This window comes from Micromonospora sp. C41 (assembly GCF_018070485.1).
Taxonomy (GTDB): Bacteria; Actinomycetota; Actinomycetes; order Mycobacteriales; family Micromonosporaceae; genus Micromonospora; species Micromonospora chalcea.
In genome coordinates this window covers 24,296-49,634 of the sequence record NZ_JAGPXP010000020.1, presented here as the reverse complement: position 1 = coordinate 49,634, position 25,339 = coordinate 24,296, and the positions used below count along the sequence as shown (strand labels likewise).

23 protein-coding genes and 1 pseudogene are annotated in these 25,339 nt (G+C 73.5%); 12 read left to right on the top strand and 12 right to left on the bottom strand.

Annotated elements, in window-relative coordinates:
* Positions 1 to 18: 18 nt before the first annotated feature.
* The 3 genes from KBX43_RS21080 to KBX43_RS21070 all read right to left on the bottom strand — a co-directional run bounded on the left by KBX43_RS21080 (position 19) and on the right by KBX43_RS21070 (position 4,699).
* On the bottom strand, positions 19 to 2,082 hold the full coding sequence (locus tag KBX43_RS21080) for a 3-hydroxyacyl-CoA dehydrogenase NAD-binding domain-containing protein (RefSeq protein ID WP_210886776.1): 2,064 nt from the start codon (positions 2,080 to 2,082) through the stop codon (positions 19 to 21).
* On the bottom strand, positions 2,079 to 3,275 hold the full coding sequence (locus KBX43_RS21075) for a thiolase family protein (RefSeq protein ID WP_064447157.1): 1,197 nt from the start codon (positions 3,273 to 3,275) through the stop codon (positions 2,079 to 2,081). The genes KBX43_RS21080 and KBX43_RS21075 overlap by 4 nt, the downstream gene beginning before the upstream one ends.
* Before the next feature lie 101 nt (positions 3,276 to 3,376).
* A complete protein-coding gene (locus KBX43_RS21070) occupies positions 3,377 to 4,699 on the bottom strand; it encodes a ribonuclease D (protein WP_069089381.1) in 1,323 nt (440 codons plus the stop codon).
* 234 nt (positions 4,700 to 4,933) lie between these two features.
* On the opposite strand from KBX43_RS21070, the gene KBX43_RS21065 reads away from it, so the two are divergent.
* Both KBX43_RS21065 and KBX43_RS21060 read left to right on the top strand, forming a co-directional pair.
* Positions 4,934 to 6,565 (top strand): trypsin-like peptidase domain-containing protein, encoded by a 1,632-nt coding sequence (locus KBX43_RS21065; RefSeq protein WP_210886773.1) that lies wholly within the window; start codon positions 4,934 to 4,936, stop codon positions 6,563 to 6,565.
* Between the two features lie 93 nt (positions 6,566 to 6,658).
* Entirely contained in the window at positions 6,659 to 7,462 is an 804-nt protein-coding gene (locus KBX43_RS21060; RefSeq protein ID WP_064447160.1) for a hypothetical protein, read from the top strand.
* A 64-nt stretch (positions 7,463 to 7,526) separates the two neighbouring features.
* On the opposite strand, the gene KBX43_RS21055 is transcribed toward KBX43_RS21060, so the two are convergent.
* Positions 7,527 to 8,096, bottom strand: coding sequence for a DUF3000 domain-containing protein (locus KBX43_RS21055; protein WP_043325643.1), 570 nt, complete (start codon positions 8,094 to 8,096; stop codon positions 7,527 to 7,529).
* 172 nt (positions 8,097 to 8,268) lie between these two features.
* On the opposite strand from KBX43_RS21055, the gene hemE reads away from it, so the two are divergent.
* Genes hemE through hemQ form a run of 3 tightly spaced genes read left to right on the top strand, consistent with a single transcriptional unit; the run spans position 8,269 to position 11,477 of the window.
* Positions 8,269 to 9,360, top strand: coding sequence for a uroporphyrinogen decarboxylase (hemE, locus tag KBX43_RS21050; RefSeq protein ID WP_209960500.1), 1,092 nt, complete (start codon positions 8,269 to 8,271; stop codon positions 9,358 to 9,360).
* Positions 9,361 to 9,369: 9 nt separating this feature from the next.
* On the top strand, positions 9,370 to 10,779 hold the full coding sequence (gene hemG, locus KBX43_RS21045) for a protoporphyrinogen oxidase (protein ID WP_210886770.1): 1,410 nt from the start codon (positions 9,370 to 9,372) through the stop codon (positions 10,777 to 10,779).
* The gene (gene hemQ, locus KBX43_RS21040; RefSeq protein WP_043325639.1) at positions 10,776 to 11,477 is read left to right on the top strand and encodes a hydrogen peroxide-dependent heme synthase; all 702 of its coding nucleotides are present in this window, start codon (positions 10,776 to 10,778) and stop codon (positions 11,475 to 11,477) included. Before hemG ends, hemQ begins: the two co-directional genes overlap by 4 nt.
* A gap of 96 nt (positions 11,478 to 11,573) precedes the next feature.
* On the opposite strand, the gene KBX43_RS21035 is transcribed toward hemQ, so the two are convergent.
* The 4 genes from KBX43_RS21035 to KBX43_RS21020 all read right to left on the bottom strand — a co-directional run bounded on the left by KBX43_RS21035 (position 11,574) and on the right by KBX43_RS21020 (position 14,330).
* A complete protein-coding gene (locus KBX43_RS21035; protein ID WP_113971730.1) occupies positions 11,574 to 12,692 on the bottom strand; it encodes a lytic polysaccharide monooxygenase in 1,119 nt (372 codons plus the stop codon).
* A gap of 106 nt (positions 12,693 to 12,798) precedes the next feature.
* A complete protein-coding gene (locus KBX43_RS21030; protein WP_210886767.1) occupies positions 12,799 to 13,242 on the bottom strand; it encodes a GNAT family N-acetyltransferase in 444 nt (147 codons plus the stop codon).
* Positions 13,243 to 13,337: 95 nt separating this feature from the next.
* Positions 13,338 to 14,015: a hypothetical protein gene (locus KBX43_RS21025; RefSeq protein ID WP_210886765.1), complete on the bottom strand. Its 678-nt coding sequence runs from the start codon at positions 14,013 to 14,015 to the stop codon at positions 13,338 to 13,340.
* A 54-nt stretch (positions 14,016 to 14,069) separates the two neighbouring features.
* Positions 14,070 to 14,330 carry a hypothetical protein gene (locus tag KBX43_RS21020; RefSeq protein ID WP_030503017.1) on the bottom strand — a complete coding sequence of 87 codons (261 nt, stop codon included), beginning with the start codon at positions 14,328 to 14,330 and terminating at the stop codon, positions 14,070 to 14,072.
* 155 nt (positions 14,331 to 14,485) lie between these two features.
* Between KBX43_RS21020 and KBX43_RS21015 the strand changes: the two genes are divergently transcribed.
* Entirely contained in the window at positions 14,486 to 14,761 is a 276-nt protein-coding gene (locus KBX43_RS21015) for an isoamylase early set domain-containing protein (RefSeq protein ID WP_043325634.1), read from the top strand.
* 8 nt (positions 14,762 to 14,769) lie between these two features.
* On the opposite strand, the gene msrB is transcribed toward KBX43_RS21015, so the two are convergent.
* Positions 14,770 to 15,180 carry a peptide-methionine (R)-S-oxide reductase MsrB gene (msrB, locus tag KBX43_RS21010; protein WP_030503019.1) on the bottom strand — a complete coding sequence of 137 codons (411 nt, stop codon included), beginning with the start codon at positions 15,178 to 15,180 and terminating at the stop codon, positions 14,770 to 14,772.
* Between the two features lie 47 nt (positions 15,181 to 15,227).
* Here msrB and ligD point away from each other — a divergent pair, with 47 nt between their 5' ends.
* Positions 15,228 to 16,253 (top strand): non-homologous end-joining DNA ligase, encoded by a 1,026-nt coding sequence (ligD, locus tag KBX43_RS21005; protein WP_209960502.1) that lies wholly within the window; start codon positions 15,228 to 15,230, stop codon positions 16,251 to 16,253.
* Between the two features lie 12 nt (positions 16,254 to 16,265).
* Here ligD and KBX43_RS21000 read toward each other — a convergent pair whose 3' ends face one another.
* From KBX43_RS21000 to KBX43_RS20990, 3 genes are read right to left on the bottom strand one after another with little or no spacing between them, the layout of a single operon-like run.
* The gene (locus KBX43_RS21000; RefSeq protein ID WP_209960504.1) at positions 16,266 to 16,517 is read right to left on the bottom strand and encodes a hypothetical protein; all 252 of its coding nucleotides are present in this window, start codon (positions 16,515 to 16,517) and stop codon (positions 16,266 to 16,268) included.
* The gene (locus KBX43_RS20995) at positions 16,505 to 16,768 is read right to left on the bottom strand and encodes a DivIVA domain-containing protein (RefSeq protein ID WP_104114385.1); all 264 of its coding nucleotides are present in this window, start codon (positions 16,766 to 16,768) and stop codon (positions 16,505 to 16,507) included. Before KBX43_RS20995 ends, KBX43_RS21000 begins: the two co-directional genes overlap by 13 nt.
* On the bottom strand, positions 16,765 to 17,019 hold the full coding sequence (locus KBX43_RS20990; RefSeq protein ID WP_209960507.1) for a hypothetical protein: 255 nt from the start codon (positions 17,017 to 17,019) through the stop codon (positions 16,765 to 16,767). Before KBX43_RS20990 ends, KBX43_RS20995 begins: the two co-directional genes overlap by 4 nt.
* Before the next feature lie 202 nt (positions 17,020 to 17,221).
* On the opposite strand from KBX43_RS20990, the pseudogene KBX43_RS20985 reads away from it, so the two are divergent.
* The 5 genes and pseudogenes from KBX43_RS20985 to KBX43_RS20970 all read left to right on the top strand — a co-directional run.
* Positions 17,222 to 18,082, top strand: a pseudogene (locus KBX43_RS20985) (helix-turn-helix domain-containing protein); the annotation flags it as partial.
* Between the two features lie 26 nt (positions 18,083 to 18,108).
* Complete coding sequence (locus KBX43_RS31625) at positions 18,109 to 18,291, top strand: DUF397 domain-containing protein (RefSeq protein ID WP_209964041.1); 183 nt, start codon at positions 18,109 to 18,111, stop codon at positions 18,289 to 18,291.
* A 146-nt stretch (positions 18,292 to 18,437) separates the two neighbouring features.
* Positions 18,438 to 19,139 carry a hypothetical protein gene (locus tag KBX43_RS20980; protein ID WP_209960511.1) on the top strand — a complete coding sequence of 234 codons (702 nt, stop codon included), beginning with the start codon at positions 18,438 to 18,440 and terminating at the stop codon, positions 19,137 to 19,139.
* Between the two features lie 288 nt (positions 19,140 to 19,427).
* A complete protein-coding gene (locus tag KBX43_RS20975; protein WP_209960513.1) occupies positions 19,428 to 22,613 on the top strand; it encodes an FtsX-like permease family protein in 3,186 nt (1,061 codons plus the stop codon).
* Complete coding sequence (locus KBX43_RS20970) at positions 22,610 to 25,339, top strand: FtsX-like permease family protein (RefSeq protein ID WP_209960516.1); 2,730 nt, start codon at positions 22,610 to 22,612, stop codon at positions 25,337 to 25,339. The genes KBX43_RS20975 and KBX43_RS20970 overlap by 4 nt, the downstream gene beginning before the upstream one ends.

Here is a 25,339-nt window from a genome sequence, read left to right as displayed (position 1 = left end):
CGATCGGTGCGGTATCGGTCAGCGCAGGCTGGCCACGCCGCGCGGCAGGAACCGCTTGCCGGTCACCCGCTCGGAGGTGCCGGTCCGGTCCAGGTACGGCGTCACGCCGCCCAGGTGGAACGGCCAGCCGGCGCCGAGGATCATGCACAGGTCGATGTCCTGCGCCTCGGCGACGACGCCCTCGTCGAGCATGAGCCGGATCTCCTGCGCCAGCGCGTCCAGCGCGTTCTGCCGCACCTGCTCGGCGGTGAGCGGCTCGTCGCCGACCACCAGCAGCTTCGCCACCTCGTCGTTGATCTGGTCGTCGACCACGATCGGCTGGCCCGAGTCGGCGATCCGCTTGAGGTTCTCGCTGACGCCGAACCGGTCCGGGAACGCCTCGTGCAGGGTGCCGCCGACGTGGTACGCCACGGCCGGCCCGACGAGCTGCAGCAGCGCCAGCGGACGCATCGGCAGGCCCAGCGGGTCCAGCGCGCTGTTCGCCACGTCCAGCGGGGTGCCCTGGTCGACGGCCGCGAACACGGTGCCGAGGAAGCGGGTCAGCAGCCGGTTCACCACGAACGCCGGGGCGTCCTTGACCAGCACCGACGACTTCTTGAGCTGCTTGCCGACAGCGAACGCGGTGGCCAGCGTGGCGTCGTCGGTCCGCTCGCCGCGGACGATCTCCAGCAGCGGCAGCACCGCGACCGGGTTGAAGAAGTGGAAGCCGACCACCCGCTCCGGGTGCTCCAGGTCGGCGGCCATCTCGGTGATGGACAGCGAGCTGGTGTTGGTGGCGAGCACCGCCTCCGGCTTGACGATCTTCTCCAGCTCGGCCCAGACCTGCTTCTTGACGCCCAGGTCCTCGAACACGGCCTCGATGACGAAGTCGGCGTCGGCGAAGACGGACTTGTCGACCGAGCCGCTGACCAGGCCGTACAGCTTGGCCGCGGTGCCCTTGTCCATCCGGCCCTTGCTGACGGCCTTCTCGATCTGGGTGTGCACGTAGCCGACACCCTTGTCCACCCGCGACTGGTCCAGGTCGGTCATGACGACCGGCACCTGCAGCCGCCGGGCGAACAGCAGCGCGAGCTGGCTGGCCATCAGGCCGGCGCCGACGATGCCGACCTTGGTGACCGGGCGGGCCAGGTCCTTGTCCGGCGCGCCGGCCGGGCGCTTGGCCCGCCGCTGCACCAGGTCGAAGGCGTACAGGCCGCTGCGCAGCTCCTCGGAGAAGACCAGGTCCGCGAGGGCGTCGTCCTCCGCCGCGGTGCCGGTGGCGAAGTCGGCGTCCTTCGCCGTCTCCAGCAGGTCCAGCGCCTTGTACGCGGACGGGACCGCGCCGTGCAGCCGCTGGTCGAGGGTCTGCCGGGCGAAGTAGAGCACGCCCGCCCACATGTCCTTGTCGACCTCGGGGCGGGTCACGGCGACCTCGCCCCGGACCACGCCGGCGGCCCACTCCAGCGACCGCTCCAGGAAGTCGGCCGGCTCCAGCAGCACGTCCGCGATGCCCATCTCGGCCGCCTGCTTCGGCTTGAGCATCTTGTTCTGCATCAGCGGGTTCTGGATGATCACCTGGGTGGCGGCCGGGATGCCGATCAGGTTCGGCAGCAGCTGCGTACCGCCCCAGCCGGGGATCAGGCCGAGCGAGACCTCGGGCAGCGCCAGCGCCGCCGCGCCCGCCGACAGCGTCCGGTAGTGGCAGTGCAGCGCCAGCTCCAGGCCGCCGCCCATCGCCGCGCCGTTGACGAACGCGAAGGTGGGGACGGCGCTGTCCTTGAGCCGGGCGAACACGCGGTGGCCGAGCCGGCCGATCTCCAGCGCCTGCTCGCGGTTCTCCAGCGCGGGCAGGCTGGTGATGTCCGCGCCCACGCAGAAGATGTACGGCTTGCCGGTGACCGCGATGAACGCCGGCTCCGCCGCCAGCGCGGCGGTGATCGCCTCGTCCAGGCTGGTCAGACCGGCCGGGCCGAAGGTGTTCGGCTTGGTGTGGTCGAAGCCGTTGTCCAGCGTGATGAGGGCGGCGGGCCGGTCCAGCCCGGGTACGGCCACCTGGCGCAGCAGCGCCTTGGTGACGACCTCGTTCGGTGCGGCGAGGCTCACTTGTCTCCACCCTCCCAGTGCGGGTTCTCCCAGATCACGGTGCCGCCCATGCCGATGCCGATGCACATGGCGGTGAGGCCGTAGCGGACCTCGGGGTGCTCGGCGAACTGGCGGGCGAGCTGGGTCATCAGCCGGACGCCGGAGGACGCGAGCGGGTGACCGATGGCGATCGCGCCGCCCCACGGGTTGACCCGCGGGTCGTCGTCGGCGATGCCGAAGTGGTCGAGGAAGGCGAGCACCTGCACCGCGAACGCCTCGTTCAGCTCGAACAGTCCGATGTCGTCGATGCTGAGGCCGGCGATGCGCAGCGCCTTCTCGGTCGACGGGATCGGGCCGACGCCCATCACCTCGGGCTCGACGCCGACGAAGCCGAACGACACCAGGCGCATGCCGACCGGCAGGCCCAGCTCACGGGCGGTCTCCTCGGCCACGAGCAGCGCGGCGGTGGCGCCGTCGTTAAGGCCGGCCGCGTTGCCCGCGGTGACCTTGCCGTGCGGCCGGAACGGCGTCTTCAGCCCGGCCAGCTTCTCCATCGAGGTGTCGCGGGGCGCCTCGTCCACGGTGGCCAGGCCCCAGCCCGCCTCCGGGTCGCGCACCGCCACCGGCACCAGGTCGCCCTGGAGCTTGCCGTTGGCGTACGCCTTGGCGGTCTTCTGCTGCGAAGCCAGCGCGAACGCGTCGGTGCGCTCCTTGGTGATGTGCGGGACCCGGTCGTGCAGGTTCTCCGCGGTGGAGCCCATCACCAGGGCGGACGGGTCGACGAGCTTCTCCGCGACGATGCGCGGGTTGGGGTCGACGCCCTCACCCATCGGGTGGCGGCCCATGTGCTCGACGCCGCCGGCGATCGCGACGTCGTACGCGCCCATGGCGATGCCGCTGGCCACGGTGGTGACGGCGGTCATCGCGCCGGCGCACATCCGGTCGATGGCGAATCCCGGCACGGTCTTGGGCAGGCCGGCCAGCAGGGCGGCGGTGCGGCCGATGGTCAGGCCCTGGTCACCGATCTGGGTGGTGGCGGCGATCGCCACCTCCTCCACCTTCTCCGGCGGCAGTTGCGGGTTGCGGCGCATCAGCTCGCGGATGCAGCGGATCACCAGATCGTCGGCGCGGGTGTTGGCGTACATCCCACCCGCCTTGCCGAACGGGGTACGGACGCCGTCGACGAAGACGACATCCCGGACTTCACGGGGCACTTGGAGCCTCCCTCGGCACGGGCATTTCCCCGGATGCTACTCGCCAGTAACCAAACGCGGCACCACCCCCCGCGTGGCCCACCTCACACCTGCCACCGACGTTACTGCTGGGGGGTGCGCAGCGCCTCGGTAAGAGCGGGCAGCAGCAGCCCGATCTGCCACTCCCGGGCGCCGAAGGCGCGCAGCGCCTCCGCGACGGTGTCGTCGGTGATCTCCTCCGGCGGCTGCCACGCCAGCCGGCGGATCGAGTCCGGCGCGATCAGGTTCTCCGCCGGCAGCCGGTGCGCCCCGGCGGTGCCGACCACCACCTCCCGGGCCCGGGCCAGCCGCCCGGCCGCCACCGGGTCACGCTCGGCCCAGCGGTGCGGCGGAGGCGGGCCCTCCACCGTCGGGCTCACCGGCAGCGCCTCGTCCGGCAACTGACGCGCGTCGTCGAGCGCCGCCAGCCAGGTACGTGCCAGCCGGCGCACCGACCGCCCACCGAAACCGGGGAGCGTGAGCAGCGTCTTCTCGTCCTTCGGGTCCAGCTCGGCGGCGGCAACGATGGCCGAGTCGGGCAGCACCCGGCCCGGCGCGGCGTCCCGGCGGGCGGCGATCTGGTCCCGCGCGTACCAGAGGGACCGCACCCGGGCCTGGGCGCGCGCGCCGCGTACCCGGTGGATGCCGGACGTGCGCCGCCACGGCTCGGCGCGCACGCGCGGCGGACGGGCGCCGTTGCGCACCAGCGCGTCGAACTCCTCCGCCGCCCAGCCGGACTTGCCCTGCCGCCCCAGCTCCTCGTCCAGCGCGTCGCGCAGGTCCACCAGCAGCTCGACGTCCAGCGCCGCGTACGTCAGCCAGGACTCCGGCAGCGGCCGGCTGGACCAGTCCGCGGCGGAGTGGTGCTTCTCCAGGCTGAACCCGAGCAGCTGTTCGGTCAGCGCGGCCAGGCCGACCCGCTCGAATCCCGCCAGCCGGGCGGCCAGTTCGGTGTCGAACAGCCGGCGCGGGCGCAGGCCCAGCTCGGCCAGGCAGGCGAGGTCCTGGCTGGCCGCGTGCAGCACCCACTCGGTCTCGGCGATCGCCTCGTCGAGGGCGGACAGGTCGGGCAGCGGCAGCGGGTCGATGAGCGCGGTGCCAGCGCCGACGCGGCGCAACTGCACCAGGTAGGCGCGCTGGCTGTAGCGGTAGCCGGAGGCGCGTTCGGCGTCCAGGGCCACCGGGCCGGTGCCGCCCGCGAAACGGGCCACGACCTCGTTCAACTCGGCCGGTGTGGCCACCGGGGCGGGCGTGCCGTCGCGCGGCGCGGTCAGGGGGACGGCCGCGCCCGGCTCGGTCTCGGTCCCCGCGTCCGCCGGCTCCGGCAGGGCCGACGTCGGATCGGCGGAGACCTCTCCCGTACGGCTTTCGGCGGCCCGACGGCGCAGGGGTGGTTCGTCGGTCACCTGACAACCCTAGTAGGCCGGACGATCCGGTGTGCGCAGCCGGTCCGGCGCGTGTCGGCGCGGTGTCCGTCAGGTGTCCGGAACGAACCGGGTTGCGGGGCCGTGAGAGGGTCGGACAGCGGGGGAGACAAAGCCCGTTTCCGCCGGTACGGTCCATCGAGCCGCGAGCGGCGCACAGGGCCGGACGACAGCGGTCGGGGGCGTCGGCGAAGCCGACGGGGAGGACGGTCGAGCATGACAGGCGGGTACGGAACCGGCGACGGCGTGCCGGGGCAGGGCGGTGACCCGACGGCCGATCGGCCGGGCCCGCTGCCGCCACGCTTCGACCCGCCCGGCGGTCCGGCTCCACTGTCCGGGTCGACCGTGCCCGGGTCGACCGCGGGCGGTGTCGGCGCGTCGTGGAGCGGCGCCGGCACCGGAGGCCACGCGGCGCCGGGCACGGGCTACCCGGCCACGTCGCCGGGCGCGGGCTACCCGACCACGTCGCCGGGCGCGAGCTACCCGGGATCGTCCGGGGGGAGCTACCCGGCGTCCTCGGGCACGAGCTACCCCGCCCCGTCCTCGGGCGCGGGTCATCCGGCGCGGGCGACCGCGCAGCCGTCCGCCGGTTACCCGGGCCGCGCCGACGCGGCCGGGGCGTCGCCGTCGGCCGCCTACTCCGCGTCGTCGGGTGTCGCGACCCCGCCCGCGGCGTCCCAGCCGTCGTTCGGCGCCGCGCCGTCCCAGCCGGGCCCGTCGTCGTTCGGCGGCGCGCCGGCCCAGCCGGGGCAGTCCTCCTACGGCACGCCGTCGGCCCAGCCGGGGCAGTCCTCCTTCGGCTCGGCACCGGCCCAGTCCGCCCCGGCCTACCCGGGCCAGGCGCCCGCCGGGTCACAGTCGTTCCCGGGCCAGGCCTCGTCGCCGTACGCGGACCGGCACTCCGGCGCCCCGTCCGGCTCCGGCTCGTCCTACCCGGGCCGGCCGGTCTCCGCGCCCGCCTATCCGGGCCAGCCGGTGTCCGCGCCGTCCTATCCCGGCCAGCCGGCGGCGTACCCGGGTCAGCAGGTCTCCGGCTTCGGCGCGCCGCTCGGTCCGCCGGAGCGCGCCCCCCGGCGCAGCCGGCTCGCGGTGGTGGCGCTGGCCCTGGCCGCCGTGCTTGCGGTGGTCAGCGGCGTGCAGGCGTACCAGATCTACCGGCTCGACGACCGGCTCGCCGCCGCCGACAAGCGGATGGCCGAGGGACAGGGCGCGGACGCCAGCCGGCTCGACGGCCTGGAGCAGCGCGCCGGCAGCCTGGAGAAGCAGGCCGGAGCCGCCTTCAACCCGGAGGCGGTGGCCAGCGCGGTGCTGCCGAGCGTGTTCCGGGTGCGGGCCGGGCAGTTCACCGGTACGGCGTTCGCCGTCGGCAAGGCCCCGTCCGGCGGCGGCACCACGCTGCTGACGAACTTCCACGTGGTCGAGTCGGTCTTCACCGCCGGTGAGCGCAAGGTGTTCCTGGAGCGCAAGGACCAGCGGTTCGAGGCGACGATCATCGCCACCGACAAGGACAAGGACCTGGCGCAGTTGCGCACCACCGCCAAGTTCGCCGGTCTGGTCGCGGCCAGTGATCCGGTGCGGTCCGGCCAGCAGATCATCGTGGTCGGCGCGCCGCTCGGGTTGCAGGACAGCGTCACCACGGGCGTGGTCAGCGCGTTCCGCGAAGACGAGCGCGGCGGTGGCCCGGTCATCCAGTTCGACGCGCCGATCAACCCCGGTAACTCCGGCGGCCCGGTGATCAACGGCGCCAAGGAGGTCGTCGGCATCGCCACGGCCAAGGCCCGCAACGCCGAGGGCATCGGGTTGGCGGTGCCGATCAAGACCGCCTGCGACCGGTTCCGCCTCTGCTGACCGGTCGCCCACGCCGGTGTGGGGCGACCGCAGCGCATCGACCCCGGCCCATCGGGCCACCCCGCGGGGGACCAGCTCATCTGGAGGAACGACATGTCCTACCCACCGGCCGGGGGCGACAACCCGCCCCCGGCGCCGGGGGGCACGGTCTACGGCAACGTGTACGGCAGCCGGCCCGCGCCCCAGCAGTACGACCCGAACCAGCCCGCCCCGACCCTGCACCAGCCCACCGCGCCCGACGGCGCACCCGGGTACGGCGGATACCAGCCCGCCGCGCCGGGTCAGCCGGGCTACGCGCCGGGCGCCGCTCCGGTGCCCCCGCCGATGTCGGCGCCGCCGGTCTCCGTACCGCCGGTCTCCGGCCCCGGCTACCCGCAGCCGCTGTCGGCCCCGCCGCTGTCCGCCCCACCGGTGTCCGGCCCCGGCTACGGCCCGCCGCCGATGTCCGGGCCGCCCGGCCCCTACGGACCGGCCGGCGGCGCGCCCGCCGGCGGCGGCCGGAGGTGGGCCCCGCTGGTCCTCGGCCTCGTCGCCGCGTTGCTGTTCGTCTTCGGTGGCGTGATGACCTTCCTGTACGTCTCCACGGACGGCGAGCTGGACAAGTCCCGGCAGCTGGTCAGCCAGCGCGACGGCACCATCTCGGCGAACCAGCAGGAGATCGAGAAGCTCAAGGGTGAGCTGAAGACGGTGCAGGAACGGCTGTCGGACACCCAGCAGGACCTGACCGGCACCAAGAACGACCGGGACGAGCAGGCCCGGCAGAAGAAGGTCATCGCGAGCTGCCTGGACAAGCTGACCACCGCCATCGCCGCCGCGTCGCGTGGCGACCGGGCTGCCTTCGAGGCGGCGAACAAGGGTCTGGACAAGGTCTGCGACGAGGCCGAGAACTATCTCTGACCTGTACTCGCCGAAGGCCGCCCCGGTTCGCCGGGGCGGCCTTCGCGTATCCGGCCGGGTGTGGTCAGGCGGCGCCAGCGGAGCGCCGGGGCAGCGCGGTGACGCCGGGCGGCGGCAGGCCGGCCGTGGAGGCCAGCAGCGTGCACCAGCCGAGCAGGTGCGGACCCAGATCGGCGCGCAGCGGCGTCCAGGAGGCGCGGATCTCGATGTCGCCGGCGGCGGGCGGCCCGGCCAGCTCGCCGAACCGGGTGGAGAGCGTCTGGGTGACGGTGCCGCCGATCGCCCGGTGCCCGGCGCCCTGGGCGTCCAGCGCGTCGGTCAGCCAGGTCCAGCCGACGCCCGGCAGCAGCGGGTCGCTGGCCAGGTCGACCTCGAGTTCGGCGGTGACGTACGTGACCAGCCGCAACGTGCCCTGCCACGCCTCGTGCCCGGCCGGGTCGTGCAGCAGGATCAGCCGGCCGGTGGCCACCTCGTCGTCGTCGCGCATCACGGCGGCGGAGAGCGCGAACGCGAACGGGGCCAGCCGCTGGGGCGCGCCGACCTCCTCCAGGATGATCTCCGGGCGGGGTGTCACCGACCGCAGCCCCGCGACCGCGCGAGCGAACGTTTCCGGGAGCGCGATCGGGGGGGCCATGCGGGCAGCCTATGCGCGCCCACCGTACGGCGCGCGACGGCGCGCCGGGTGATCGACGGTTAAGAAGGGGCCCTTCCTCTACCGGAGGCGTTAAGCGGGGGCCCTTCCTTCTACGTCACAAATGCGGACGGTGAGCGCGGGCGCCTGCCGGGGGCGTGGCACGATTGCCGCGATGACCACCGACACCACGGGCACTGCCGCCCGAGACGGAGAACCCCGCCGCGGCGGGCCGGCCGACTCGCCCTTCGTGCGCGCCTGCCGGCGCGAGCCGGGCCCGCACACGCCGGTCTGGTTCATGCGCCAGGCCGGCCGGTCGCTGCCGGAGTACCGCGAGATCCGGGCGAACGTGCCGATGCTGGAGTCCTGCCGCCGGCCGGACCTGGTCACCGAGATCACGCTCCAGCCGGTGCGCCGGCACGGCGTGGACGCGGCGATCCTGTTCAGCGACATCGTGGTGCCGGTCGCCGCGGCCGGCATCGACCTGGACATCGTGCCCGGCACCGGCCCGGTGGTGGCCGAGCCGATCCGTACCGCCGCCGACGTCGAGCGGATCTCCCCGATCGGCCGCGACGAGGTGTCGTACGTGGACGAGGCGGTCCGCCAGCTCGTCGTCGAGCTGGGCGGCACCCCGCTGATCGGCTTCGCCGGCGCCCCGTTCACGCTCGCCAGCTACCTGGTCGAGGGCGGGCCGTCGCGTACCCATGCCAAGACCAAGGCGCTGATGTACGGCGACCCGGACCTGTGGCACGCGCTGTGCGCCCGGCTGGCCGAGGTGACGCTGGCGTTCCTCCAGGTGCAGATCGACGCCGGGGTCTCCGCGGTGCAGCTGTTCGACTCGTGGGCCGGCGCGCTCTCCGAGGCCGACTACCGCCGCTTCGTGCTGCCGCACTCGACGTACGTGCTGGGCGGGCTCGCTGACTCCGGCGTGCCGCGGATCCACTTCGGGGTGGGCACCGGCGAGCTGCTCGGCGCGATGGGTGAGGCCGGCGCCGACGTGGTGGGCGTGGACTGGCGTACGCCGCTGGACGTCGCCACCGGCCGGATCGGGCCGGACAAGGCGGTGCAGGGCAACCTCGACCCGACTGTGCTGCTCGCGCCCTGGCCGGTGGTGGAGACCGAGGTGCGGCGCATCGTCGAGCAGGGCCGGGCCGCTCCCGGCCACGTGTTCAACCTCGGCCACGGCGTCCTGCCGGAGACCGACCCCGAGGTGCTGACCCGGGTGGTCGCGCTGGTGCACGAGCTGACCGCGCGACCGGAGCGCTAGGAGGCGACAGTGGTGCGACCGTGGCGGGTGGCGATCGTCGGTGGCGGGATCACCGGGCTGGCCGCCGCCGTCCGGTTGCGCGACAGTGCTCCCGAGGGCACCGAGGTCACCGTGTACGAGCAGTCCGGCCGCCTCGGCGGCAAGCTGTTCACCGGTGAGCTCGCAGGCGGGCCGGTCGAGTTCGGCGCGGAGTCGTTCCTGATGCGCGACCCGGCCGGTGGCGAGTCGGCGGCGGTGACGCTGGCCCGGCGCCTCGGGCTGGCCGAGGCGATCGTGCACCCGACCGTCGGGCAGGCGGCCCTGCTCGTCGACGGCACGTTGCGCCCGGTGCCGGGCGGCACGCTCGTCGGCGTACCCGGGGATCTGGAGAAGGTGGCGGCGGTGGCGCCGCCGGCCGCGGACGCCGACCGCGACGCGGGCCACCCGTTGCTGGCCGACGGTGAGGACACCTCGGTCGGTGAGCTGGTCCGCAAGCGTCTCGGTGACGCGGTGGTGGACCGCCTCGTGGACCCGATGCTCGGCGGCGTGTACGCCGGGCGGGCCGACGACCTGTCGCTGGTCACCACGATGCCGGCGCTGGCCCGCGCGGCACGCGCCGAGCACACGCTTGTCGGTGCGGTACGCGCCGCGCAGGCCGCCGCGCCGCGCGCGCCCGGCGCCCCGGTCTTCGGCACCCTCGCCGGTGGACTGAGCACGCTGGTCGAGGCGGCGGCGACGGCGAGCGGCGCGACGATCCGGCGCGGCGCCGCGGTACGCGAGCTGCGCCGCACCCCGTCCGGATGGCGGCTCACCGTCGGGCCGACCCGCGACGCCGAGCACGTCGAGGCCGACGCGGTGCTGCTCGCGGTGCCGGCCCGCCCGGCCGCCCGGCTGCTCGCCGCCGCCGCGCCCGAGGCGGCCGACACGGTGGGCGCGCTCGACTACGCCAGCGTCGCCCTGATCACCCTGGCCCTGCCCGGTCCGGCCCTGCCGGAGCTGTCCGGCTTCCTGGTGCCGGCCGGTGAGGGGCTGACGATCAAGGCGTCCACGTTCTTCACCACCAAGTGGGGGCACCTGCGGCGGCCGGACGGGCTGGCGCTGGTGCGCGCCTCGGTCGGCCGGTACGGCGACGAGACGTCGCTGCAGCTCACCGACGACGACCTGGCCGACGCGGTGCACCGGGAGCTGTCGGCGGTGCTCGGCGCGCCGCTGCCGACGCCGGTGGCCCGGCACGTGCAGCGGTGGGGCGGCGCGCTGCCGCAGTACACGCCCGGGCACACCGCCCGGGTGACGGCGGTCCGGGCGGCGCTGCGCGCCGCGTACCCGACGCTTGCCGTGGCCGGGGCCGGCTACGACGGCGTCGGCATCCCGGTGTGCGTCCGCTCCGGCGAGACGGCGGCCGAAGAGATCATCACGGCACTGGAAGGATCGGCAGCATGACCGAGCAGACCAACGCGGCGCGGCTGCGGGAGCTCAACGAGACCATCCGTTACACGATGTGGTCGGTGTACCGGGCCACCAGCCCGCTGCCGTCGCTGCGGGAGAACGTCGTCGACGAGGTCGAGTCGCTCTTCACCGAGCTGGCCGGCAAGGACGTCACGGTGCGGGGCACGTACGACGTGGCCGGGCTGCGCGCCGACGCCGACCTGATGATCTGGTGGCACTCGTCGTCCAGCGACGCGCTGCAGGACGCGTACCTGCGGTTCCGCCGCACCACGCTGGGCCGGGCGCTCACCCCGGTCTGGTCGCAGATGGCGCTGCACCGCCCGGCCGAGTTCAACAAGAGCCACATCCCGGCGTTCCTGGCCGACGAGCAGCCGCGCCCCTACCTGTGCGTCTACCCGTTCGTGCGCTCGTACGAGTGGTACCTGCTGCCCGACGCGGAGCGGCGCGAGCTGCTGGCCGAGCACGGCAAGATGGCCCGCGGCTACCCGGACGTACGGGCCAACACGGTGGCGTCGTTCGCGCTCGGCGACTACGAGTGGATGCTCGCGTTCGAGGCCGACGAGCTGCACCGGATCGTGGACCTGATGCGTGACCTGCGCGCCTCCGGCGCCCGGCGGCACGTGCGGGAGGAGATCCCGTTCTACACCGGCCGCCGCCGCTCGGTGGCCGACATCGTCAACTGCCTGGTGTGAAAGGAAGGGCACCTTCTTAACGCCTGCGGTAGAGGAAGGGGCCCCGCTTAACACCCCAGCGGGTGTCGAGCAGGGCCCCGACCGGGAAGACCGGCGTCAGGCGGTCGTCGTACAGGACACGATGCTGGGCACCGGGTTCGTCGCACCGGCCGATCCGGTGAAGCCGAACGAGGTGCTCGCACCCGGCGCGAGTGAGCCGTTGTAGGCGGCGTTTCGTGCCGTCACCAGTGTTCCGCTCGTGGTGACAGTGGCGTTCCACGCCGAGCTGACCTGCTGGCCGTTCTGGTAGTTCCAGCTCACCGACCAGCCGCGGATCGGCGAGCCGCTGTTGTTCGTCACCTTCACGTCGGCCTGGAAGCCGCCGCCCCACGAACCGGTGATCGCGTACGTCGCGGTGCAGCCGCCGGCCGGGTTCGGCGTGGTCGGCGGCGGGCTGGTCGGCGGCGTGCTCGTCGGCGGCGTGCTGGTGGGCGGGGTGCTCGTCGGCGGGGTGCTGGTGGGCGGCGGGGTGGTCGGGCCGGACCCGCCGAAGTCCACGTCACTGCACAGGTAGTAGGACTGGTCCAGGTGGCTGGCCTGCCAGATCGTGTAGACGATGTGCCGGCCGGTGCGGCCCGGCGCGTTCGCCGGGATCTGGATCGACACGCCGTCCACCTCACGCGTCCACTGGCTGGCCGGGGTGTTGCCGATCTGGCCGACCAGTTCCAGGTCGCTCCAGCGCAGCGGCGAGGTGAGCGCGTTGAAACCCTGCTTGGTCACGTACACCCGGATGTAGTCGGCGCCGTGGCTGGCCTGGTCGAAGAACTTGACCCGGAAGTTGTTGGTGACCGGCACGGTCTTCCAGGCGCCGACGGTGTCGAGCGCGTTGTACCGGCCGTTCTGGGTGCGGCCGCCGCTGCACAGCTGACCGTCCGGGATGGCGCCCTGGTGGTTGCCGGCCACGCCCTCGCGGAACAGGCCGTTCCAGTTCCACATGGCGTTCGGGTCGGCCTGCCACGCCTGCCAGCACATCGGGTCCTGGGTGGCCATGGCCGGGTTCTGGAAGTCACCGCCCCAGCGCTGCCAGCAGCTGTAGGCGCGCGAGGCCGGGTCGACCACCGACCCGTGCGCCGAGGCCGGGCCGGAGAACGCGGTGGTGAGCAGCGCCGCGACGACCGCGCAGACGCCGAGGATCGCCGCCGCGAGCGGTAACGGGCGGCGGTACGGAGTGGACATGGAAAGCCTCCGGGATGGGTGTCGGTGCACGACGCCCGGACTGTCGGGAGTTGCCCTCTCCCGCGTGGCGGCTCCGCCCGCACGTTGCCACAAAAAGTGACAAACGTCAATGAGTTGGGTTGCGGCGCATCGGGGTGTGCGGGATGCCGTCCTCGACGTAACCGGGGCCGTCGACCGCGAAACCGAATCCCGCGTAGAAGCCCACGAGGTGCGTCTGCGCGTCGAGCACGCACGGCCGGTCACCCACCACCGCGAGGGCCTCGGTCATCAGCGCGCCGGCCAGGCCCGCGCCGCGGGCCGCCGGCGCCACCACCACCCGCCCGATCCGCGCCACGCCGCCGGGGTCGGCCAGGATCCGCAGGTACGCGACCACGGCGCCGTCGCTGCTCAGCCACAGGTGGCGGGTGCCGGGTTCGACGTCCCGGCCGTCCAGTTCCGGGTACGGGCAGGACTGCTCGACCACGAACACGTCGATGCGCAGCCGGAGCAGGTCGTGGAAGGTGCGGGCGTCCAGGTCGGCGAAACCGGCCAGGTGGGACTCGACGGGCATCGGCCCAGGTTAGGCGGCGCGCTTCCGGCCGGTCGTGCGCACCCCGTGCGCGCGGCGGTTCGGCGCGCCGGGCCGGCGCGGTCCGGCGTACCGGCTCAGCCCTTCGACGCGCGCAGCCCGGCGGCGGTGGCGGTGACGGCGCGCTCGAACCAGGCGCCGGTGTCGGCCGCCGAGCGGGTCCACACCCAGACGCACTGGGTCACCCGGCCCTTCTGGAGGCAGCCGTAGCGGTGCGGGAAACGGGTGCCGTCGGACACGGTCATGGTGGCCGACACCACCCGGCCCGGCAGGCCCAGCCCGGCGGGCAGGTCCGCGGCGGTGTGTCCGCTGGTCACCTGGCCGTCCTCCTCGTCGCGCCCGCACGCCTCCAGCACGTCGAAAATTCGCCGTACCGCGTCCGCCGCGGTCGGCTCGTCCGGGTAGACCACCGTCTCCTGGGCCACCTCGACGAACTCGCCGGCCGGGGTGCCCTCCGGCGTGCCGAAGACCCGGGTGGACACGACGAGCCGCCGGTCGAGCAGCGGCAGCGGTCGGCCACACAGGACGCCGTCGGAGTCGAGCCGCTCGCTGGCGTACTCGGGATCCTCGGCCAGGCCGGCCAGGCTGCCGGTCGCGGCGTACCGGTCACGCAGCGCCTCGGCGGCCCCGCCGTCGGTGGGTGAGGGCGCGGCGAGGGCCGGCGCGGGGCCGGTGGCAGCGCCGGGCTCGGTGGTGGAGCCGCAGCCGGCGAGGACGGCGACCAGCGCCGCCGCGATGATCAACCGTCGGGACACCGGAGGGATGCTAGACGGAGATCGACGCCCGTGGCGCCCCGGGGAGCGCCCGCGTCAGGCGGGGCGGGCGCCGACCGCGTCGCGTACCTCGGCGCCCTGCTCGCCCTCGACGGCGCGGGCGCAGTGGGCGCAGCAGAAGAAGCGGCCGGAGACCTCGACGCCGTGGCCGACGATCTTGATCTGGCAGTGCTCGCAGATCGGCGCCATCTTGTGCACCGCGCACTCGAAGCAGTCGAACGTGTGCCGCGACCCGTCGACCGTGCGCACCTCGAACGCCATCCAGTAGTCGTTACCGCAAACCTCGCAGGTTGCCATGCGAAACCCCCCGAAAACGGACCTGTCATCCGAGAGTCGCGCAGACGACACCATCGAGCAACCGGAACCGGCGAACCTGATCCGGCCCTACGGCGAGTCGCTCCCGGCGTGTCGAGCGTTGACTCCGGTGACCGCCGAAAATCCCCGGAGGATTCGTGATCAAGCGCAACAAGCTCTTCGGCAACCAGACCCGGGTGACGTTCTCGCTGCCCCGGGACACCCCGCCCGGCACGGTGAGCGTGGTCGGCTGCTTCAACGGCTGGGAGCCCGGCCGGCACGAGCTGGTGCCGCGCCGCGACGGCACCCGTACCGTGACGGTCCGGTTGAAGCCGGGGGAGTACCGCTTCCGTTACCTGGCCACCGGCGGCGTGTGGCTGGACGACGAGGCCGCCGACCGGGTGGACGAGGCCGGCGGCCTGCTGCGGCTGTGACGCCGCCGTCAGCCGGCGCTGGGCTCCAGCCGCACCGAGATCGAGTTGACGCAGTGCCGGGTGTCCTTCGGGGTGAAGCCCTCACCCTCGAAGACGTGCCCGAGGTGGCTGTCGCAGCGCGCGCAGCGGATCTCGATCCGGCGCATCCCGAGCGTGTTGTCCGGGATCTCCTTGACCGCGCCCGGGATGGCGTCGTCGAAGCTCGGCCACCCGCAGTGCGAGTCGAACTTGTCCTCGCTGCGGAACAGTTCCAGCCCGCAGGCCCGGCAGTGGTAGACGCCGGGGGTCTTGGTGTCGACGTACTCACCGGTCCAGGGCGCCTCGGTGCCGGCCTCGCGGAGCACCCGGAACTCCTCGGGGCTCAGCCGCACGCGCCATTCGTCCTCGGTACGGGGCAGTTCGTTGTCGGAAAGACTCACCCCTTCACGGTACGTCGGCTGTCGGTGGCATCGCATATGGTCGCGTGATGGCGGGCAAGGGCACGGTCGAAGAGATCGAGGTAGCCGGGCACACGGTGCGGTTGAGCAGCCCCGACCGGGTGATCTTCCCCCAGCGGGGCTTCACCAAGGCCGACGTCTTCCGCTACTACCTGGCCGTCGGCGACGGGATCATGCGCGCCCTGCGTGACCGGCCGACCACGCTCCAGCGCTTCCCCGACGGCATCGAGGGGGAGATGTTCTTCCAGAAGCGGGTGCCGCAGCGGGGCGTACCCCCGTGGGTCCGCACCGCGCGGATCGCCTTCCCCAGCGGCCGCCCGGCCGACGAGCTGTGCCCCGCCGACCTGGCGCACGTGGCCTGGGCGGCGCAGATGGGCACCGTCGTGTTCCACCCGTGGCCGGTGCGCGCCGCCGACACCGACCGCCCCGACGAGCTGCGCGTCGACCTCGACCCGCAGCCCGGCACCGACTTCGCCGACGCGGTGACCGCCGCCGGTGAGCTACGCGCCCTGCTCGACGAGCTGGGCGTGCCCGGCTGGCCGAAGACCTCCGGCGGCCGGGGCGTGCACGTCTACCTGCGCATCCAGCCGCGCTGGACGTTCGTGGAGGTCCGCCGCGCCACCATCGCGCTGGCCCGCGAGCTGGAACGACGCCGCCCCGAGCTGGTCACCACCGCCTGGTGGAAGGAGGAACGGGGCGAACGGGTCTTCGTCGACTTCAACCAGATGGCGCGGGACCGCACAATCGCCTGCGCGTACTCGCTGCGCGCCAACGCGCGCGCCACCGTCTCCACCCCGGTCGACTGGGACGAACTACCCCAGGTAGACCCGGACGACTTCCACCTGGGCACGGTGCCGGCCCGGTTCGCCGAGCGCGGCGACCCGCACGCCGGCATCGACGACGCCCCGTGGGACATCACGCCGCTGCTGGAGTGGGCCGAGCGGGACGCGGCGGACGGGCTGGGCGACATGCCGTACCCGCCGGAATACCCGAAGATGCCCGGCGAGCCGAAGCGGGTCCAGCCGTCCAAGGACCGCGACCGCCCCCGCCCCTGACGCCCGCCGCGCTCACGCCGCGCACGGGCCGTCATGGTCGTTGAGGTGGCCGCACCGGCCGGCGCCGTCGAGCCGGGCGTCGCACCAGACCCGGGTACGCACGAACTGGCTGTCCTCCTCGCTCAGCGTGGTCTCGCCGAAGTCGATGACCGTGACGTGGCCGAGCGAGTCGCGCAGCGTCACCGCGAGGGCAGCCGCCTCGTCGGCGCTGGTCAGCTTGGTGGGCAGGTGGATGATCCAGCGCTGTGCCGTCATCGGGGCCATCCGCCCGGCGGGGCGTCCGGGTCGCGGAGACGGCAGGCGCGATGCTGGGACTGCCACTGCCGCAGCGCCTGGCGGACGCGCTCGGCCTCGGTCCGCGTGGTGACCAGCTCACGGCTCAGGCGTTCGAGTTCGTCGGCCACCCGGTCGAGGTGGTCGCGCACCTGGGTCGGGTCGAGGCCGCGCCAGCGCCGGTCGAAGTAGGCGGCCCGGACGTGGTGCGGGAGCAGGCGTTCCCCGGTCACGTAGATCACCGCACGGGCGCCGTCTGCTCGGCGACGAGCGCGCGGATCTGCCGGTCGGTGAGCCCGCGCTGGTCGAGCACCCGCCGGCCCCAGCGGTGCAGCCGGCACGGGTGGGGCGCCCGGTCGTTGCGACAGCGCGGTCCCTCGGGCCACTGCTCGGGGGCGTGCACGGTGATCGCCCGGACCGCGAAGGTGACATCCTCGGCGGTGATGTAGGGCGGAAGTGGAATGTCGCCGAGGATACGATCGATCGAGTCCATGACTCTCCCTTGTGGATATACGTCAGGTGCGGGGACGGATGCCGGGATGAGGTTCGGGGAAAGGCATCCGTCCCCGCGAAACCCGCCGCGTCCCCGGCGGGCACCACAATGGTCAATTCCCCTCTGGCCCGGGACAATCTTTCGCGGCAGAATGCAGACCAAGGGATGAGGTGCCTTACGCGACAACACCAAAGGAGATGACGTGGACGACTCGGGAAGCACCGTCCCGCGTAGGCAGCTCGGCAGATATCTGAGAGAACTTCGCGAAGGCGCGCACGTCACGGTGACAGCGGCGGCCAAGGAGCTGGAATGGTCGGCGCCCCGGATCTGGCGTTACGAAACGGGCCAGGTGCCGATGCACCCGAACGACGTGGAAGCCATGTGCCGCGTTTACGGCGCGTCGCGAGAAACCATCGAAACCATGCGCTCTCTGGCCCGGGAAACCAAGGCGCACGGCTGGTGGCACAGCTACGGGGAGGCAGTAGAGGATTGGTTCAAGCTTTACGTGGGTCTGGAATCTGCGGCGACCAAGATCCGCAAGTATGAGGCTGATCTGATCCCAGGGCTCTTGCAGACGGTCGAGTACATGCGCGAACTGATCGCGGCAGACCAACCTGGCTTGTCGGAGGCCGAGCGTCAGGCGAAAATCGATGTTCGGTTGCGTCGGCAGCGACTGTTGGCGCGGGCGGTACCGCGAGCCCCCTATCTCGACGTGATCCTCAGCGAGGCAGTGTTGCGTCGGCCGCTGCGGGACCGCGTGGCGATGGGGCGGCAGTTGGACGCGCTTGTGGTAAACGGGCGGCGACACAACATCAGCGTTCGAGTCCTCCCCCTGCAGGCGGGCCTGTCGCGATGGGCGTCCACCGGTACCTTCACGATGCTCGACTTCCCAACGGAGGTGCGGGCACCGGAGCCGACCACGATCTACATGGATGGCCCTTGCGGCGCCGTTTACCTTGACAAGCCACACGAGATCCAGATTTACGAAGAAGCGTGGCGCTCGCTCATGGAGCGAGCACTCGATGCGGATGAATCCCGTGAGTTCATCGGGGCGATAGCGAAAGGAGATTGTCGATGGAACGTGACGGAGTGTGGCGCAAGTCGTCTCGGTCCGGCAGTAATGGCGACTGCGTCGAGGTGGCCGGGTTCGCCGACGCGGTCGGCGTGCGGGACACCAAGGATCGGCAGGGGCCGGCGCTGAGCTTCGACCCGAGGGCCTGGGCCCGATTCGTCGGGGCGGTTCGCGGGGGACGGTGGAACGAACGGGCCTGAGCCGTGACGCGGGTGATGCCGAAGTACCAGCGTCACCCGCGGTTCGGCAGGCGATCTTTCTTGTCTCGTCCTGTCGGTTTTCTTACATCAACGAGGGCTAATCGGCTGGCTTGTTTCTCATCGTCTCTGCCCAAGACTCGGGTGTCATGGATGAAGAACTCGGTAAGGCGGCCGTCGGTATCCTGGTTGCTGCGCTGGGGGGCACCGCGAGCGCCGGTCTGCAAGCGGCAGCTAAGAAACTGCACTCGCGGATTCACGCTCAGCTCCTGGATGTCGACAGCGATGAAATATTTGAGCGGTGGGCAGGGGATCCGAGGAACGTCGACCGGCAGGGCGACCTTGCTGCGGCAATCGGGTTTCTGGCCCGGGACTACCCCGACTTCGAAAGAAAACTGCGAGAGTTGATTGAGGAGGCCAGGGCCCTCTCGATCGTGCACGAGGGCAACGCCGTGCTCGGTGACCAGGTGAGCAGCGTGGTTACGGCCAGCGGTAAGTCCAGCGTCATGAGCGGGAATTTTCACGGCGATGCCCAGATCGGCGACAGGGTTAGCAAATCGAACAATTTCAAGTTCGGTGGCGGAGTCCTCCTCGTCGGCCTGCTCGCGATTTTCTTGTTCTACATTGCCGGACAGTTCTCATCCGGGGGTGAGATCACCCAGGACTCCACCTGTCAGGAGTTCCTTGAGGCGCCTTCGGAAGAGGCGCTGCGAGGATTGCGGAAAGTGGGCACGGAACTCGGCGTTAGGACTGGCAGCCCGCTGGCGCCACCGGCTATCTCCTACGCCTGCAGCGGAGACCCCGATGCTCGTTTGGGGGACGTGGTGCTTCGTTACAAGGGGCAGTTCTGACGCCCGCTGACGCCCGCTGACGCATGAGCATCGCCGCCCCGGGCCTCGGCTTGACGAGGCTTCGGGGCGGCGATGCTCATGCGTCGCATCCCCGTTGGTAGGGCGGGTTCGGGTACCGCCTGTCGCGGGTGGGGACCGGTCACGGCGTAGCACGTCGTACGAATGCTCCCCGTGTCTCGGAGCGGCGAGCCGGAGCCCGATAACGATCATGTAACGGGCGCGAACCTTTTCGTGGGTGTCACTGCTCTCTCTCGGCATCGGCCCGCCGGGGCCAGGAGAGGACGTCGGATGAAGCTGGTGTGGAGGCGGGCGGTAGAGGCCCGTGGGCTGCTGCTCGCCGCCGCTGTCGCGGCACTCGTCGCGGTCGCTTTGGTCACCGGGCTCTCCGACTACAACCGCCGGGCGGTGGACGCGGGCGCCCGGGCGGTGCTCGACGCCGCCCCGGCGGAGGAGCGCAGCCTGCTGATCAGCGGCTCCGGCGGGGCGGACGCCGCCGCGTACGCGGAGCGGGACCGGGCGGTACGGGCACAGTTCGCGAACGGGCTGGGCGGGGCGCCGGTCACGGTGGCCGGGATCCGCTCCGGCACCGGGCGGGAGCTGACCGGTGACGTGGGCGCCGCCCGCACCGACGACGACCCGATGTTCGCCAACCTGGCCACGCTCGACGACCTGCCCGCGCACGCCGAGCTGACCGCCGGGGCGTGGCCGGTGCCCGGCAGCAACCCGCTGCAGGTGACGCTGCCGGAGAAGGTGGCCGCGCAACTGGGCCTGGAGGTCGGCGAGCGGGTGCCGCTGTACGACCGGGGCGCGGAGCGGGCCAGCACGGTGGTGGTGGCCGGCACGTGGCGGCCCCGGGACGCGGCCGAGGCGTACTGGCGGCTCGCCCCGGGGGTGGGGGAGAGCCAGGGCGACGCGGAGGTCACCTCGTACGGGCCGTTCGCGCTCGACCCGGCCGACTTCGCCCGTACCTTCCCCGGCTCGACCTCGGCGGCCTGGCTGGTGGACCCCGACCTGGTGGCCGTCGAGCCGGCCCGGTTGCCGGCCGTGACCACAGCGCTGAACGAGATCACCGAGAAGCTGCCCGAGGCCACCGGCCTGGGCTCCTCGACGCAGCAGGTCAGCCACCTGGACCGGCTGGTGGACCGGCTCGGCCGGGCCGACCTGGTGGGCCGCTCCGCGCTGCTCACCCCGCTGCTGCTGATCGTCGTGCTCGGCGGGTACGCGCTGGTGCTGGTGGCCGCGCTGCTCAACGAGGACCGGCGGGCGCAGACCGCGCTGCTGCGGGCCCGGGGCGCCGCGCGTCGGCAGATCGCCGGATTCGCCGTACGCGAGGCCACGCTCGTGGTGGCGCCGGCGCTGCTGCTGGCTCCGGCGCTGACCGGGCAGGCGGTCCGGTATCTCGGCGCGGACCTGCGGCTGGCCGACGGCGATCTGGCCCGGGTCTGGGTGGTCGCGGTGGGCGCGGCGGTCGGCTGCCTGCTCGCCATGGTGCTGCCGGCGTTGCGCCGGGCCGGCACCTACGTCGCCGACATGGCGGCCCGGTCCCGCCCGTCCCGCAGCGCCGCCGTGCAGCGCGCCAGCGTGGACGTGGTGCTGGTGGCGCTCGCTGTGCTCGCGTGGACCCAGCTGCGGCAGTACTCCTCGCCGCTCGCCGGCGCGAACGGCAACCTCGGCATCGACCCGCTGCTGGCCGCCGCGCCCACGATCGGCGTGCTGGCCGGCGCGGTGATCGCGCTGCGGCTGCTGCCGCCGACCACCCGGCTCGCGGAACGTTTCGTCGACCGCCGGCCGTGGAACGCCACCATGTTCGGCATGTGGCAGGCGGGTCGCCGCCCGCACGCCGGCCCGGTGCTGCTGCTCGCGCTCGCCGTCGGCGGCAGCACGCTCGCGTGGTCGCTCGTCGCCTCCTGGGAACGCTCGCAGCGCGACCAGTCGCAGCACACCGTCGGCACGGACCTGCGGCTGACCGAACGGGACGGCACCGCCCCGGCCGACCGGGCCGCCCAGCTGGCCGCGGTGCCCGGGATCGACCGGGTGCTGCCCGCCTGGCGTGACGACGTGCGCCTGGGCCGCGAGGCCCGGCCGGCGACGGTGGTGGCCCTGGACGCCGCCGCCGCGAAGGGGATGATCCGGCTCGACGACGCCGACGGCGGGGCGTCCACCGGTGCCCTGCTGGACCGGCTCGCGCGCGGCCGGGGCGCGCCGGTCGGCGGTGTCCTGCCGGCCGGGGCGAAGACGTTCTCCGGCATTGTCCGCACCCCGGTGGAGAGCATGTACGACCGGCCGCGCGTCGCCGTGACCGCGCTGTTCGCCACCGACGCCGGGGCCACGTGGCGGGTCCGGCTGGCCGAGGCCGGCGGCGAGGGACGGCCGGTGCGCTTCTCCGTGCCGCTGCCCGACACCGGCGGCGCCCCGCTGCGGCTGGCCGGTTTCGAGGCCGACGGCGGTGACGCCACCGGCAACTCGTACCGGCTGCTGCTCAGCGACCTGCGGCTCACCGACGGCGGCGGCGCGGCGCTGCCGTTGCCGGTGGAGGGGGCGTGGCGGGTGATCGACCCGGGCAGCGGGCCGCGCCGGGACGCCCGGGCCACCCCCACCGAGGTGGACGCGACGCAGGGCTTCGACGTGCCCGCGGGGCTGTTGCAGTTTGCCCGGGTGCCGTCGTCCCGGTTCGCCGTGGTGCCCATGGCCGAGGACCCGCCGGTGCCGGTGCTGATCACACCGGGGGTCGCCGCCGCGCTGAGCGTGCAGACCGGTGACACCGTCAAGCTGTCGGTCTCCGAGGTGACGATCGAGGCCACGGTGGTCGGCCAGGTCGCCGCGATCCCCGGCACCGCTGGCGACGGCGTGCTGCTGGACCTGCCCACCGCCGGTACCCAGTTGCTGGAACGCAGCGGAGGCATACGGCCGGTGGCCGAGTGGTGGCTGCGTACCACGCCGGGTGGGCACGCCGCCGCGACCGAGGCCCTCGCCGCTGTCGGCGGCACGGTGCTGCTGGACCGGCAGCGCGTGGCGGAGGAGGCCGCGGGGGACCCGTACTGGCAGGGCGCCCGCACCGGGCTGCTCGCCGCCGCGCTCGGGTCGGTGCTGCTGGCGCTGGTCGGCCTGGCGGTCGACGTGTGGGCCACCACCCGGCGGCGGCTCACCGAACTGGCCGTGTTCAACACGCTCGGCGCGAACACCCGGCTGCTGGCCCGCGCCTACCTCGCCGAGCAGGGTTTCCTGGCCGCGATCGGAGTCGGCGTCGGGCTGCTGGTCGGCGCCCTCGTCGCGGCCACCATGGTGCCGCTTGTGATCCTCACCCCGGCCGCCGGCCGGCCGGTGCCCGAGGCGGTCTTCACAGTGCCCTGGGTGCCGATCGGGGCGACCGCCGCCGGGCTGCTGCTCGCCGCGCTCGCCTTCGCCGCCGTCATCACCACCGGCATCCGCCAGCGGGTCGCCGCCGCGCAGCTCCGGATCGGAGGAGAACGATGAGCCTTCCTGGTGCCGCGCGCCGGGTCCGCGCATACGGGGGGCAGTTCCTGCTGCTCGCCGTCCTGACCCTGGTGACCGCGCTGTTGATCACGGGCGTGCCCCGGGTCGCCGACCGGCTGACCGGGCAGGGGCTCACCGAGTACGTGGCCGGTCAGCCGGTGGCCCGCCGGGACCTCACGTACAGCACCGCGCCGGACGTCGTGCCCGCCTCGGAGCAGCCCGTCGCCGCCAGCCGGGGGACCCTGCTCGCGGCGATCGAGGAGAAGATGCCCGCCGAGGTGCGCGACACGATCGGCGAGCGCTGGTTCGCGGCGCAGACCGTCCCGGGGCGACTGCGCGGTCCGACGCTCAGCGACGACAAGGGGCTGATCGACCTGCACCTGCGCGCCGGCACCGGCATCCGGGAGGCGGCCACCCTGGTCGACGGGCGGTGGCCGGAACGCGGCGTCACCCCGGCCGGCGCGATCGAGGTGACGCTCGCCGAGACGATCGCCACCACGCTGGGCGTCGCGGCCGGCGACCGGTTCCGTCTCTCGCTGCTGGACGCCGACAACAACGTGCTCAACTCCCGCCCGGTCGACCTGGTCGGCGTGTGGCGGCCGAACGACCCGGCCGGCGGTGTCTGGGACACGCTGCCGTCGATGCTGAAGCTCAGCCCGCCGGAAGGCGACGGCCAACCGTTCGTGGGCGTCGCGTACACCGCCGACGCGGGTCTGAACTCGATCACCGCCGGGGAATGGCCGGTGGCCTTCGGCTGGCGGTACCGGATCGCACCGGATCGGCTCGAACCGGGCCGCCTCGACGCGCTGATCGCCGGCGTCGACGGGCTGGACCGGGCCCTGCCCACCGAGGTCAAGGTGACCCTCAGCCAGGGCGTGGACATCCCGCTGCGGCGCTTCGCCGACTCGCTCGCCGCCGCGCGTACCCTGCTCGCGGTCATCGCCGCCGGGCTGCTCGCCACGCTGGCCGGGCTGACGCTGCTGGCCGCCCGGCTGGCCGCGAACCGACGCCGCGCCGAGTTCCACCTGATCCGGGCCCGCGGTGGCTCGACCGGTGACGTGCTGCGCCGCGGTCTGGCCGAGTCGCTGCTGGTGCTGCCGGCCGCGGCCGGGATCGGCTGGCTGCTCGGCGGGTTGCTGCCCGGCGCCGGGTCGCCGTGGCTCTGGGTGCTGATCGCCGGGCTGCTGGCCACGCTGCTGCCGCCACTCGCCGCGCTTGCGGTCGGCCGACGCGCCGGTGGCCGCTCCGACCTCGGCGGCCGGTCGCCCGCCGTCCGGCTCACCGTCGAGGTGGCGGTGCTCGGGCTGGCCGTGCTCGGCGCGTTCCTGCTGCGCCGCCGCGGGCTCACCGCCGGTTCGGTGGATCCGCTGCTGGTGTCCGTGCCGGTGCTGCTGGCGATCGCGGCGGCGCTGGTGGCGCTGCGCGCGTACCCCTGGCCCTTGCGGCTGCTCAGCCGCGTCGCGGCCCGGGCGCGCGGCAGCGTCGCGTTCCTCGGCGCCGCCCGCGCGGGCCGGGCCGCGAGCACCGGGCCGCTGGTCGTGGTGGTGCTGGCCGTCGCCACCGCCGCGTTCTGCGGCGTGGTGGCGACCGGCATCGAGAGCGGCCGGGACACCGCCGCCGCCCAGGCCGTGCCGGGTGACCTGCTGGTACGCGGGGAGCGCTTCGCGCCGGACACCGCCGGGAAACTGGCTGAGCTGCCCGGGGTACGCGCTGTCGCGCCGCTGCTCACGGTGCCGGCCGAGCGGCCGTACGCCGACCGCGCCGGACGCCCCGCGCCGGTCACCGAGCTGCGCGTGGTGCTCGTGGACGGCGAGCGGTTCGCCGAGGTGGCCAGTGCGGCAGGCGTACCGGTGAGCGTGCCCGACCCGGTGCGGGCCCGCGCCGACGGGAGCACGCCGCTGCCGGCGCTGGTGTCCCCGGCGGTCGCCGACGAGCTGGCCGACGCCGGGCTCGCCGACGCCCAGGGGGACCGGCCCGCCTGGCTGGACGTGCAGGGCAACCGGCTGCCGGTGCGCACCGCCGCCACTGTCGACGAGTTCGCGCTCGTCGGCGACGGCGTGGCGCGGTTCGTGGTGCTGCCGTGGCCGGCGTTGCCGGCGGACGCGCCGCACCAGCTCGCGCCCACCGGGTTCGTGCTGGCCGGCGCGGGCGTGGACGCCGCCGAGGTGGACCGGGTCGCGCGTGAGGGGCAGAACCGCTACCTGCGCATCGGCGGGGTCGGCACCGGGGACAAGGCCCGCGCGCCGGAGGTCACCACCCGTTCGGCCGTCCGCGCGGACCTGGGCGGCACCGGCGTGAACGGCCTGCTGGTGTTCGGTTTCGCGCTCGGTGCCGGGGGCGGCGCCGTGCTGGGGCTGCTCGGGCTCGCGCTCGCGGTGCTCGCCGGGGCCCGCTCGCGCGGGCAGGTGCTGTCCCGGCTGCGCACCATGGGCCTGTCCCGCCGGCAGTGGCGCGGCATGCTGATGGTCGAGCTGACCCCGCTGGTGCTGGTGTCGGTGCTCACCGGGGCGGTGGTCGGCGCGTTGCTGCCGTTGCTGCTCACGCCGGTGCTCGGGCTGCCCGCCTTCACCGGCGGCGTGGACGTACGCCCGCAGTTCGAACCCGGCCTGGTCGCCGGGGTGTCGGTCCTGGCCATGCTGGCCCTCGGCTTCGCGATCACCGTGGAGGCCGTGAACAACCGCCGGATGCGCCTCGGCGAGGTGCTGCGGCTCGGAGAGGAGAGCTGA